Origin of the sequence: Allokutzneria sp. A3M-2-11 16, from assembly GCF_024213555.1 — a bacterium.
In the GTDB taxonomy this organism is placed as follows: Bacteria; Actinomycetota; Actinomycetes; order Mycobacteriales; family Pseudonocardiaceae; genus Allokutzneria.
Window position 1 is genome coordinate 621,396 of the sequence record NZ_JANAVO010000001.1, and the last position, 11,922, is coordinate 633,317.

An 11,922-nucleotide genomic window follows, 5' to 3' on the forward strand; every position below is an offset into this window, starting at 1 on the left:
GCCGGGTTCGCTGTACTTGAAGACGTACGAACCTCGGCGGAGTGCTACGGGGTGTGGAAGGTGCGGCGGTACGCGCCGGGGGTCACACCGAGGGCGGAGTGCATGCGGCGGCGGAGGTTCGCGGCGGTGCCGAGGCCGCAACGGTCGGCCACGCGGTCGACGGACAGGTCGGTGGTCTCCAGCAGGCGTTGGGCGTGGCGAATCCGTTGTGCCAGTAGCCACTTCCCCGGCGTGGTGCCCATCGCCGAGGTGAACGCCCGGTGGAAGTTCCGCTCGCTCATCCCCGCGTGTGCGGCCAGGTCACCCACTCCGAGCGGCGACTCCAGGCGGGCGCTCGCCCAGTCCACTGTGGACCCAATGCCCGCCTGGGCCGGACGCGGCGGCACGGGTGCGTCGATGTACTGGCGCTGATCACCTTCGCGCGCGGGCGGCATGACCAACCGGCGGGCGAGCGCGGTCGCCACCGAAGCCCCCAGCGCCCGCCGCACCAGGTGCAGGCAGAGATCCACTCCGCCGACCACTCCCGCCGACGTCAGCACCGTGCCGTCATCGGTGAAGAGCACATCGCCGCGGATCTCCGCGCGCGGAGCCGCGACGGCCAGCTGCGGCAGCAACCGCCAGTGCGTCGTCGCGGGCCGACCGTCGAGCAGCCCAGCCGCGGCGGCGGTGAATGCGCCGGAGCACAACGTCGCGATCACACCGTCATACGCACGGAGCGCGCGGATCACCGACTGCGGCACAGGCGCAAGCGGCTCATAACGGCCCGGCAGCACGACCAGATCGCAGTCCGCCAGACCGCTCAACCCATGGGTGGGCACAAGTGCCCCGACAGGGCGCAGGGCCACGGAAGCCTTGCGGGGCGCGCAGATCCGCAGCTCGAAGGGCCCTCCGGAGGCAGCGATATTTGCCAGGGGCATATCGACGCTCCACACCTCGGCGGTCACGGCGACATCGAAGGACCGGGTGTCCGGCAGGGCGAGCAGTCCGACAGTGCGCATGGCAGGAAAGTACTCCTTCGTGCCAGTTCTGCCACTCCCTTCCGCGCACACCCGACGGGCAGGCTCCACGGCATGACAACAGCTCTGATCGTGATCGACGTGCAGCGCGGGTTCGACGACGCCGAGTTCTGGGGCAAGCGCAACAACCCTGACGCCGAGGCGAACATCCGCCTGCTCATCGAGGCGTGGCAGCGCGACGGCGCACCGATCGTCTTCGTGCGGCACAACTCGAAAAGGCCCGATTCGCCGCTGCGCCCCGGCCAGGAGGGCAACGAGTTCAAACCCGAACTCGACGGCATCACGCCGCAGCTCGTGATCAACAAGAGCGTGCACTCCGCCTTCCACGGCGAGGAGGACCTGCACGCGTGGCTCCAAGAACGCGGCATCACCGAGCTCGTCACCTGCGGCATCCAGACCAACCGCTGCGTGGAGACCACGACGCGCGTCGGCGGGGACCTCGGCTACGAGATCAAGTACGTCCTCGACGCCACCTTCACCTTCGACGAGACCGCGCAGGACGGATCGGTCGTCACGGCGGACGAGATCGCCCGCGTGGTCGCGGTGAACCTGCACGACAACTTCGCCGAGGTGACCAGCACGCGCGCCGTCCTTACCTGAGAGGTAATCGATTCGGCGCGCTCGACCGACTAGAAATGAGGCATGTCAACACGCGAGACGGTGATGGAACTGCTGCGGCGGATCGGCGAGGGCGACCCCGAGCGGATCGCGGAACTCTATGCGCCACAAGGCGATTGGAAACTCGACTGGCCCGAGTCGGAGCACGGGCGCGCCGAAACCCCGTGGATCCGGCACAGGTCCACGCGCGCCGACGCGGCCGCTCACTTCCGCGAGATCGGCGAGAACCACGTGCCCGGCGAAGCCGCGACGGAGATCGAACGCATCCTCGTCGACGGCGACGACGCCGTGGTGCTGGGCGAGATCCGGCAGACCGCGAAGTCCACCGGGCGGGCCTACCGAGCCCGCTTCGCCCTGCACCTCACGGTCGAGGACGGACTGGTCACGCGGCACCACGTCTACGAGGACAGCCTCGCCGTGGCACAGGCGTTCCAGCGCTGAGAAGTCCTAGGACTCCTCCAGCACGGACTGCAGGAACGACCGCGTCCGCTCGTGTTCGGGCGAGTCGAACATCTGCTCCGGCGGCGCGGCCTCGATGATCTTGCCCTCGCAGAACATCAGCACGCGGTGCGAGATGTCCCTGGCGAACTTCATCGCGTGGGTCACGCACAGCATGGTGACGTCGGTGGTCTTGGCGACATCGCGCAGCACGTCGAGCACCCCGGCGGCCAGCTCCGGGTCCAGCGCCGAGGTCACCTCGTCCAGCAGCAGCACGTCCGGCTGCATCGCCAGCGCGCGGGCGATCGCCACCCGCTGCTGCTGGCCGCCGGAGAGCTGCGAGGGATACGAGTCGATCTTGTGATCCAGGCCCACCATCGCCAGCAGGCCGAGCGCGCGCTCCTCGGCCTCCTCTTTGGACAGTCCGAGCACGTGCACGGGCGCCTCGGTGACGTTGCGCAGCACCCGCATGTTCGGGAAGAGGTTGAAGGACTGGAAAACCATGGTGATGCGCTGGCGCACCTTGCGGATGTGCGCCTCGCTCGCCTCCACCAGCCGCCCGCCGCGCTCCTCGTGGTGGAGGTAGTCCTCGCCAACGCGGATGGTGCCGGTGTCCGGCTGCATCAGCGTCATCAGCATCCGCAGGATCGTGGTCTTGCCGGAACCGCTCGGCCCGATCAGCGTGACCCGCTCCCCCGCGCCCATCGCGAAGCAGAGGTCGTTGAGCACCACGTTGTCACCGAAGCGCTTGGTCACCTTGTCGAAGTGGATGAACTGCCCGTCCTTGCGCGAGGTCAGGGCCGCCTCTGTTGCCGACTGACTCATGAGCTTGAGGTCCTTTCCTAGCAAGGGTCACACGGGCCGGGGAGCGGGAACCAGGCGTCGCTCCATCCGGCGCACCAGCCACGCGGTCGGCAGGCTCAGCGCCAGGAAGAGCACGCCGATGATGGTGACCGGCTCCAGGTAGCGGTAGTTCTCCGCGCCGAGCTGCCTGGCGACGGAGAGCAGCTCCATCACCGTGATCACGGTGAGCTGCGGGGTCTCCTTGAACATCGCGATCGCGTAGTTGCCCAGCGCCGGGATCGACGGCGGCACCGCCTGCGGCAGGATGACGCTCGTCCACACCCGCCGCGCGGGCAGGTTGAGCGCCTTCGCCGCCTCCCACTGCCCGGCGGGCACGCCCTCGATGCCGGAGCGGTACACCTCCGAGGTGTAGGTGGCGTAGTGCAGGCCGAGCCCGATCACACCGGTCATGAAGGCGGACAGCTCGATCCCGGCCTGCGGCAGCACGAAGAACAGCACGAACAGCTGCACCAGCAACGGGGTCGAGCGGATGAACTCGACAAGGATCTCGGTGGGGATGGCGATCCACCGCGACGAGCTCCGCCGCAGCACGGTGAAGATCAGGCCCAGCACCAACGCGATCGCGGTACCGGCCAGCGTCGCGAGCACGGTCACACCGAGCCCGTCGAGCAGCTGCGGCAGGGTTTCCCAGGCGTAGCCCCAGTCCCACGTCATGCGGACTTCACCCCCTTGATGCGCGCGAAGAATCCCGGAGTAGGCGGTCTGCCAAGGGATTTCGCCACGCGGCGCTCGATCAGTCGCACGATGGTCGTGAAGATCACCGCGAGGACCGCGTACAGGATCAGCAGCGCGGTGAACACCGACGCGGAGTCGCCGGTGGCGTTGCGCACGATCTGCCCGGCGAAGGTCAGGTCGGGGATCAGCACGATGTACGCGACCGACGTGCCCTTCAGCAGCTCGATGAGCAGGTTGCCGAACGGCGGCAGCATGCGCGCGATCGCCTGCGGCAGAACGACAAGACGCATCCGCTGGGCCCTGGTGAAGTTCAGCGCGACCGCTGCCTCGATCTGCGCGACCGGGACCGCGACGATGCCGCCGCGCACGACCTCCGCCCCGTACGCGCCGATGTTCAGCGCCAGCGCGAGGATGCCCGCCCACATCGGGTCGAGCTGCCAGCCCGCGTAGGGCAGCGCGAAGACGAACCAGAACAGCAGCACCAGCGCGGAGATCCCGCGGAAGAGCTCGATGTAGCACCGGCCCGCCCCGCGCACCACGATGTTCGGGCTGCACGTCGCGATGCCCGCCGCGAAGGAGAACACCAGGCCGAGCGCCGCCGCTCCGATGGTGAGCTGCAACGTGGTCAGCAAACCCTCTAGCAGGTAGGCGAAAAGCTGGGGAGACATGATCACCTCAACTCAAGAGCTGGTGTCGGTGCACAGCTCGGTGGCGGTCAGGGTGGTCATCTCGGACTCGGTGAAGCCGAACGGGCGCACCGTCGACAGCAGCTCACCGTTGGCCCGCATGAGGTTGAGCTCGACGTTGAACGCGTCCCGGAAAATCCTCTGGTCACGCCGGAAACCGAACGCGCCGCAGCCGAGCTTGCGCTTGCCGCCGATCACCGGGACGTAGGTCGGGGTCAGCTCCAGCGGTGCGTCCGGACGCTTGGAAAGGGCGTCCCGCAAGGAGATCGCGGTCAGCGAGAAGGCGTCCGCGCGGTTGGCGAGGATGCCGTCCAACCCGCTGAAGACGCTGTCGAAGATGACCGCGCGGTCCATCAGGCCGAGATCGGTCGCGTAGCTGATGTTCGCGCTGCCGGTGAGCAGACCAACGCGAATGTCTTTCCTGGCAACGATGTCGTCGAGGGTCCTGATCCCCTTGGGGTTGCCCTTCGGCACCATCAGCGACTCGGGCGCCTGGTACTCCGGATCGGAGAACAGGATCTGCTCGCACCGCGCGGGGGTGACGAACATGCCCGCGGCGATGACGTCGAACACGCCGACCTGGAGCGCCGGGATCAGCGCGCCGAAGTCGGTGATCCGCGGGTTCATCCGCTCGACACCCAAGCGCTGGAAGACGATCCGCGCCAGCTCGGGCGCTTCGCCGGTGATCCGTCCGGCCCGGTCGACGAAGCCGTACGGGGCCTCGTTGGCGATCCCGATGTTGACCTCACCGCGGTCGCGAATCCGGCTGAGCAGGTCGCCGCCCGCCTCCTGCGCGGTCAGATCGACTGTGCTGCAAGAGGAAACGGCCATCCCGAGCGCGCCGGCCGCAGTGCCCATGAGGAAGTTCCGTCTGGAGACGTGCGCGGCACACACGAGGGGCGACTCCTTGCCTCGGCAACAGAACCCGGCGAACGGTAGGTGCGGCGCCACACGGGGTCAAAGGGTCCGTTGTGGACAGCCGCGTTCGCCGCCGCGGGTGTACCCCCCTTTCCCCCGGTCAAACCGCGAGTTCTATGCGAAGGTCACGATTCGGTCAAGCCGTGGGCTTTCCGGATGACCGTCACGATCTCGTCCATGATCTCGGTGAGCTCGTAGTCCTTGGGCGTGAACACCTTGGCCACACCGCGTTTCAGCAGTTCATCGGCATCGGCGGGCGGGATGATCCCGCCGAGCACCACGGGCACGTCGGTGACCCCGGCGGCCCTCAAACCCTCCACGACCGCGGGTACGACTTCCAGGTGTGACCCGGACAACACCGACAGTCCGACGACGTGCACGCCCTCCTGTACCGCCGCCGCCACGATCTGCGCCGGAGTGAGCCGAATGCCCTGGTAGACCACCTCGAAGCCGACGTCCCTGGCCCGGACGGCGACCTGCTCCGCACCGTTGGAATGGCCGTCAAGCCCAGGTTTGCCGACCAGGATGCGCAACCGCTCGCCCAGGTCCTCGCCCGCCTTGGCCACCCGCTCCCGAACCCCGGCCAGCGCGGCACCGGCGACTCCGGCCGCGGACGCCCCGGAAACCCCGGTCGGCGCGCGGTACTCGCCGAAGACCTCGCGCAGCGCCGTCGCCCACTCGCCCGTGGTCACCCCGGCCTTGGCGCAGGAAATGGTGGCCGACATGAGGTTCGTTCCGGTCTTGGCCGCCTCGCGCAGCCCGCGCACCGCTCCGTCCACAGTGGACGAATCACGCCCGGAGCGCCACGCGCGCACGGCCTCGCTCGCCTCGCGCTCCACCTCCGGGTCGATCGTCTCGATCGCCTTGGCGCCCTCGGCCTGCAACGGACTCGGCTCGGTGGTGTCGAACTTGTTCAGCCCGACGACGACGTCCTCACCGGACTCCACCCGGCGGCGGCGCTCGGCCAGCGAGGAGACCATCTGCGACTTCATGTAGCCGCTCTCCACCGCCGCGACCGCCCCGCCCATCGCCTGCACGCGGTCGATCTCGGCGCGCGCGCCGTCCACGATCTCGTCGACCTTGGCCTGGACCACCGGCGACCCGTCGAAAAGGTCTTCGTACTCAAGGAGATCCGTCTCGTACGCGAGCACCTGTTGCATCCGCAGCGCCCACTGCTGGTCCCACGGGCGCGGCAGACCGAGCGCCTCGTTCCACGCGGGCAACTGGATCGCGCGGGCGCGGGCGTTGCGGGACAAGGAGACCGCGAGCATCTCCAGCACGATCCGCTGGACGTTGTTCTCCGGCTGCTGCTCGGTCAGGCCGAGGGAGTTCACCTGCACGCCGTACCGGAAGCGCCGCTGCTTCGGGTTCTCGATGCCGTAGCGGTCGCGGGTGATCTCCTCCCACAGCACGCCGAACGCGCGCATCTTGCACATCTCCTCGATGAAGCGCACACCCGCGTTCACGAAGAAGGAGATCCGCCCGACCACCTCGCCGAAGCGGTCGTCCGGCAGCTGGCCGGAATCGCGCACCGCGTCGAGCACCGAGATCGCCGTGCACATGGCGTAGGCGACCTCCTGCACCGGGGACGCGCCGACCTCCTGCAGGTGGTAGCTGCAGATGTTGATCGGGTTCCACTTCGGCACGTGCTGCACCGCCCACGCCACCATGTCGGTGATCAGCCGCAGGCTCGGCCCCGGCGGGAACACGTAGGTGCCCCGCGACAGGTATTCCTTGATGATGTCGTTCTGCGTGGTGCCCGCGAGCTCGGCCAGCATCTCGTCGCGGTCAAGGCCCTCGGCCTCGGCCTGCTCCTCGGCGACGCCGACGTAGAGGGCGAGCAGCCACATCGCGGTGGCGTTGATCGTCATCGAGGTGTTGGCCTCGGCGAGCGGGATGCCGTCGAAGAGCTGGCGCATGTCGCCGATGTGGCTCACCGGGACGCCGACCTTGCCGACCTCGCCGCGGGAGAGCTCGTGGTCGGGGTCGTAGCCGGTCTGCGTCGGCAGGTCGAACGCCACCGACAGGCCGGTCTGCCCCTTGGCCAGGTTGCGGCGGTAGAGCGCGTTCGACGCGGTCGCCGAGGAGTGACCGGCGTAGGTCCGCATCACCCAGGGGCGATCGCGTTCACGGTCGGACGGGTACGGCACTGTCCACCTCCGCCTGCGGCTTCGGATTTCGCCGAGCCCAGCGTACTGGTGAGTAACCAGTGATCTACGTGCGATTACTCACAGGAGTGAACAGAACCGGTTCAGCGAGGGGTTCATGTCCGATCAAGGAACGCGCTCACGCGAGGTCGATCTCGCCCGCGATCTTGCTGCCCGCGTTGAGCACCACCGCCTTGGTGCCCGGCTGGAGCTTGACGTCGAAGGGGACCTTGCCGGTCCGCTTCTGGTTCGGCTTGAGGTTCCCGGACTCCAGCCGCGGATCGGCGGGGGCGGCCGTGGCGTTGCCGTCGCCGGAGCTGATCTTCTTGCCGTCCGGCGTCTTGATCTCCACGTAGAGCGGGTTCACCGGTGAGACCAACCAGCACACCCACCACCACTGCGGAGACCACGACCCGACGACGCATGACGCACCTTCTACGGAACGGCTTCGATTTCTACCGCCGCAGATCCTGGGAGGGCAGACCAGACGAGACGAACGCAGCGCGTACTTCTCACTCAAGGATCTCGCGAACGCGCCTCGCGAACAGGTACGCGTCACCGGGCCAGCGCGCTGAGACGTATCGGCCGTCGTCGACGACGAAGGCCGCCGCGTCGTCGGTCGCGGTGCCGCGCGCAGTCAGGGTCTTGGGGCCGCGGACGAAGTGCTCCGGCTCCGCGAGCGCGGCCCGCACCTCGTCCTCCACGTAGGCCGGGTACGTGCGGTAGTAGCGGCCGAGCTTCCACGCGGTGAGGAAGTACGCGGTGCGCTCCATGTACTTCGGCAGGCAGGTGGTGCGCCTGCCGTGCAGCACGCTCCGGCCGGTGGCGGGATCGATCGCACGGGCCAGCACGAGCACGCCGTGGCAGATCGCACCGACCGGCCGACCGAGCCCCCAGAACTCGGCGATCTTCTTGTGCAGCAACGAAGACCCGAGGTACTGCCGCATGCCCGGCGCGTGCCCACCCGCCAGCACGAGGCCGTCGTAGTCGGCGGGCACGAGATCAGCCCACGCGACCGTCTCGCGGAACTCGCGGCTCTCCGTCAGCTCGCGGTAGAGCCGCTTGGGCTCCGGCTCCGCCCCGAGGGCACCGAAGATCACTCCGTCCAGCAGCCGCCGATCAGCCGAGGGGACCGTCCCGGCGCGCTCGGTGGCGAAGACGACCTCGTGCCCGGCCGACGTCAGCACGTGCCAGGGCACCGCCACCTCGGTCACGTCGAAGTCCGTGTCCGGCAACGGCAGCAGCACCCTGGCCATCGCCGGTCAGCGCTCCGGCGGCGCGGAGACCCGCTGCACGTCGGCGCCGAGCCGCTGCAGGTTCTCGATGAACTGCGGGTAGCCGCGGTCGATGTGGAAGACGTCCCACACCTCCGTGACGCCCTCGGCGCACAGGCCCGCGAGCACCAGGCCAGCGCCCGCGCGGATGTCGGAGGCCCACACCGGGGCGCCGGAGAGCTTCTCGATGCCGCGGACCACGCAGTGGTGGCCGTCCGTGCGCGCGTCCGCGCCCATCCGCATCATCTCCTCGACGAAGCGGAACCGGGCCTCGAACACGTTCTCCGTGATCATCGAGGTGCCCTCGGCGACCGCGGCGAGCGCCACCGCGAACGGCTGGTTGTCGGTGGCGAAACCGGGGTAGGGCAGCGTGACGAAGTCCACCGCCTTGGGCCGCCCGTCCATCACCACGCGGAAGCCCTGCTGCGGCTCGGTCACCGTGGTGACCTCCGCACCCGCGCTGCGCAGCTTCTCCAGCACCAGGTTGAGGTGGCCCGGGTCGACGCCGAGCACCGTGATGTCGCCGCGCGTCATGGCGGCGGCCAGCGCCCAGGTCGCGCCGACGATGCGGTCACCGATCACCCGGTGCTCGGTCGGCTGGAGGGACTGCACGCCGTGCACGGTCAGCGTCGAGGTGCCGGCGCCCTCGATCTTCGCGCCCATCTGCTGGAGCATCACGCAGATGTCGATGATCTCCGGCTCGCGCGCGGCGTTGTCGATGACCGTGGTCCCGTCCGCGAGCACGGCCGCCATCAGGATGTTCTCGGTCGCGCCAACGCTCGGGAAGTCCAGCCAGATCTGCGCGCCGTGCAGGTTCTCCGCCTCCGCGACGACGCACCCGTGCTCGATCCCCGTGGTCGCGCCGAGCTGACGCAGCCCGTTCTGGTGCATGTCCAGCGGACGCGAGCCGATGGCGTCACCGCCGGGGAGCGCGACGACCGCCTTGCGGCAGCGCGCGACCAGCGGGCCCAGCACGCAGACCGAGGCGCGCAGCTTGCTCATCGACGCGAAGTCGGCGCGGTGGTTCGGCTTCGGGGGCGAGACGATGGTGACCTTGTCGTGGTCGATGTCGACCGCGCAGCCCAGACCTCGCAGCACGTCCGCCATCAGCGGGACGTCCAGGATCTCGGGGCAGTTGGTCAGCGTCGTGGTGCCTTCGGCGAGCAGTGCCGCCGCCATCAGCTTCAGGACACTGTTCTTCGCGCCGACGACAGAGACCTCGCCGACGAGGCGTGCGCCGCCCTGGACCCGGAAATGCTCACTCACGACTAGTCATCGTATGGGTCAAGCTAAATCGGCTCGTGACCCGTAGGGTCGCTGCCATGTCTGTCCGGATCAACCGCGTCTACACCCGTGTCGGCGACAAGGGCACCACCGCGCTCGGGGACGGCTCCCGGGTCCCGAAAACCAGCACGAGGATCGCCGCGTACGCGGACGTGGACGAGCTGAACTCGGTCATCGGCGTCGCCCTCGCGCTCGGCCGCCCCGCCGCCGACGTGGCCGAGGTCCTCCAGGCCGTCCAGAACGATCTCTTCGACGTGGGCGCGGACCTGTGCACGCCGATCGTCCCCGACCCGCCGTACCCGCCGCTGCGGGTCACCGAGGGCTACGTGGAGCGCCTCGAAGGCTGGTGCGACGAGTTCAACGAGCGGGTCGGCAAGCTGGAGTCGTTCATCCTGCCCGGTGGCACCCCCGCCGCGGCCCTGCTGCACCAGGCGCGCACCGTCGCCCGCCGCGCCGAGCGCAACGCGTGGGCGCTGCTGGAGGACCCGGCCGAGGCCGAGCGGTCCAACCCGCTCGCGGCCAAGTACCTCAACCGCCTCTCCGACCTGCTGTTCATCCTGTCCAGGGTGGCCAACCCGGACGGCGACATTCTCTGGAAGCCCGGCGGCGACCGCTGAACACTTGGGCATTTACACGAACACCGGCGCGTTCATAGTGCACATTTCCAAATGAGATTTCGCCTACCCTCGCAGCGACACACGAAAACGCTAGCGAGGGAGTGAACGTGGTGGACGGTACAGGCATTTCGGTCGACTTCGACGGCCGGCTGCTCGTCGTGGAACCCACCACCTCCGCGGCCAAGGAGGAACTCGGCACCAGCCGGTTGTCGCTGTTCATCACCGACATCTCCAGACTTTCCCTGAAGGGTGCCGGGGTACTGCGCGGCGGCAGGCTCAGCCTCACCATGCACGACGGCAGCCGCCACCAACTGGCGTTCAACCGCGCGCAACAGCCGCATTTCGCCCGCCTCTACAAGGAACTCCGCGCGGCGAAGTCCACTCCCTGAGGCGCGCAGACCGTCCTTTCACGACAATTGCCACAGCGCGGATACAGCGGTATTGCGGCACCGACTCCTCCGCCGCCGAGATCGGCGCGAGGGTCGCCGAGGCCCGCCGACGAGCGGGCATGTCCGGATCAGAGCTCGGCGCGGCCATCGGCCTCCGCAAGGACCAGATCTCCAAGATCGAATCGGGCAAGCGGCGACTCGACGTCGGTGAACTTCCCGGTATCGCCGCCGCACTCGGCGTGACCGCGCGCCACCTGGTCGGCCAGCCGGAGCGCTCCGGACTGGCGGTGGCGGCCCGCCTCGCCGTCGGCACCGGCCCGGAGGCGACCCGCGCGGCGCGGCGGCGAGCGCGGCACCTGCTGGGGATCGACGACCTCCTCCGCCAGATCACCGGGATGCCCGATGCCCGGCCGAGCGCCACGGGCGAGGCCGTCCTGCGGCAAGCCCGCTCGGAGTTCTCCGCCCGCCCCACCGCCAGGGCGACCGCGCAGTCCAGGGGGCCCGGCTGGCCGAACTCACCCGGCGAGAACTGGATCTCGGCAGCGACGCCCTCGGCGACCTCGCCGCCCTGGTCGAACAGCACTTCGCCGTCGACGTGGCGCTGTCCCCGCTCGGCGAGGAGGCCGACGGCATCTGTGTCCACAGGCTCATCCTCGCCAGCAGCGACTTTCCGGACGGTCACCTGCGGTTCACCCTGGCGCACGAACTGGCGCACCACCTGCTGGACGATCAGCGAGCGAGCCGTCGTGGCCCTCATGGAGCACTTCGGCGTGTCGAGGGCAGCACTCATCTACCAGCTCAACGTGATCGGCCTCCTCGACTTCGAGACCGGGCAGCGGTTGAAGGAGAAGCCGGTGCACGCGCTGGTGGCACGGCACAGGGACGTGGCACCCACCAAGGCGGCAACGGGCCCCGAGGACGACATCACCCTGTGAACGCTCCACCCGCCGCCAAACCCCGAGTCCGCACAGAGCGGGCCGTGCGGGTGACTACACC

At 68.9% G+C, this 11,922-nt stretch carries 14 protein-coding genes; 5 read left to right on the forward strand and 9 right to left on the reverse strand.

The window, feature by feature from the left end:
• Window positions 1-44: 44 nt before the first annotated feature.
• Window positions 45-998: a GlxA family transcriptional regulator gene (locus NLX83_RS03110; RefSeq protein ID WP_254233344.1), complete on the reverse strand. Its 954-nt coding sequence runs from the start codon at window positions 996-998 to the stop codon at window positions 45-47.
• Between the two features lie 72 nt (window positions 999-1,070).
• On the opposite strand from NLX83_RS03110, the gene NLX83_RS03115 reads away from it, so the two are divergent.
• Window positions 1,071-1,616, forward strand: a complete 546-nt coding sequence (locus NLX83_RS03115; RefSeq protein ID WP_254233345.1) for a cysteine hydrolase family protein — start codon at window positions 1,071-1,073, stop codon at window positions 1,614-1,616.
• Window positions 1,617-1,658: 42 nt separating this feature from the next.
• Window positions 1,659-2,075: a nuclear transport factor 2 family protein gene (locus NLX83_RS03120; protein WP_254233346.1), complete on the forward strand. Its 417-nt coding sequence runs from the start codon at window positions 1,659-1,661 to the stop codon at window positions 2,073-2,075.
• A gap of 6 nt (window positions 2,076-2,081) precedes the next feature.
• Here the strand turns inward: NLX83_RS03120 and ehuA are convergent, their stop codons facing one another.
• The 8 genes from ehuA to murA all read right to left on the reverse strand — a co-directional run bounded on the left by ehuA (window position 2,082) and on the right by murA (window position 9,902).
• Window positions 2,082-2,897 (reverse strand): ectoine/hydroxyectoine ABC transporter ATP-binding protein EhuA, encoded by an 816-nt coding sequence (gene ehuA / locus NLX83_RS03125; RefSeq protein WP_254233347.1) that lies wholly within the window; start codon window positions 2,895-2,897, stop codon window positions 2,082-2,084.
• A gap of 27 nt (window positions 2,898-2,924) precedes the next feature.
• Window positions 2,925-3,590 (reverse strand): ectoine/hydroxyectoine ABC transporter permease subunit EhuD, encoded by a 666-nt coding sequence (ehuD, locus tag NLX83_RS03130; RefSeq protein WP_254233348.1) that lies wholly within the window; start codon window positions 3,588-3,590, stop codon window positions 2,925-2,927.
• Window positions 3,587-4,279 carry an ectoine/hydroxyectoine ABC transporter permease subunit EhuC gene (ehuC, locus tag NLX83_RS03135; protein WP_254233349.1) on the reverse strand — a complete coding sequence of 231 codons (693 nt, stop codon included), beginning with the start codon at window positions 4,277-4,279 and terminating at the stop codon, window positions 3,587-3,589. Before ehuC ends, ehuD begins: the two co-directional genes overlap by 4 nt.
• Window positions 4,280-4,291: 12 nt before the next feature.
• Complete coding sequence (gene ehuB / locus NLX83_RS03140) at window positions 4,292-5,248, reverse strand: ectoine/hydroxyectoine ABC transporter substrate-binding protein EhuB (RefSeq protein ID WP_374118636.1); 957 nt, start codon at window positions 5,246-5,248, stop codon at window positions 4,292-4,294.
• A gap of 92 nt (window positions 5,249-5,340) precedes the next feature.
• On the reverse strand, window positions 5,341-7,323 hold the full coding sequence (locus tag NLX83_RS03145; protein ID WP_254236059.1) for a protein meaA: 1,983 nt from the start codon (window positions 7,321-7,323) through the stop codon (window positions 5,341-5,343).
• A 178-nt stretch (window positions 7,324-7,501) separates the two neighbouring features.
• Window positions 7,502-7,741 carry a DUF4352 domain-containing protein gene (locus NLX83_RS03150; RefSeq protein ID WP_254233351.1) on the reverse strand — a complete coding sequence of 80 codons (240 nt, stop codon included), beginning with the start codon at window positions 7,739-7,741 and terminating at the stop codon, window positions 7,502-7,504.
• A 133-nt stretch (window positions 7,742-7,874) separates the two neighbouring features.
• On the reverse strand, window positions 7,875-8,618 hold the full coding sequence (locus NLX83_RS03155) for a type 1 glutamine amidotransferase domain-containing protein (RefSeq protein WP_254233352.1): 744 nt from the start codon (window positions 8,616-8,618) through the stop codon (window positions 7,875-7,877).
• 6 nt (window positions 8,619-8,624) lie between these two features.
• Window positions 8,625-9,902 (reverse strand): UDP-N-acetylglucosamine 1-carboxyvinyltransferase, encoded by a 1,278-nt coding sequence (murA, locus tag NLX83_RS03160; protein ID WP_254233353.1) that lies wholly within the window; start codon window positions 9,900-9,902, stop codon window positions 8,625-8,627.
• 56 nt (window positions 9,903-9,958) lie between these two features.
• Between murA and NLX83_RS03165 the strand changes: the two genes are divergently transcribed.
• From NLX83_RS03165 to NLX83_RS03175, 3 genes are all read left to right on the forward strand, one after another.
• On the forward strand, window positions 9,959-10,537 hold the full coding sequence (locus NLX83_RS03165) for a cob(I)yrinic acid a,c-diamide adenosyltransferase (protein WP_254233354.1): 579 nt from the start codon (window positions 9,959-9,961) through the stop codon (window positions 10,535-10,537).
• A 110-nt stretch (window positions 10,538-10,647) separates the two neighbouring features.
• Window positions 10,648-10,926, forward strand: coding sequence for a hypothetical protein (locus NLX83_RS03170; protein ID WP_254233355.1), 279 nt, complete (start codon window positions 10,648-10,650; stop codon window positions 10,924-10,926).
• Window positions 10,927-11,006: 80 nt separating this feature from the next.
• Window positions 11,007-11,861 (forward strand): helix-turn-helix domain-containing protein, encoded by an 855-nt coding sequence (locus tag NLX83_RS03175; RefSeq protein ID WP_308209320.1) that lies wholly within the window; start codon window positions 11,007-11,009, stop codon window positions 11,859-11,861.
• Window positions 11,862-11,922: the final 61 nt, after the last annotated feature.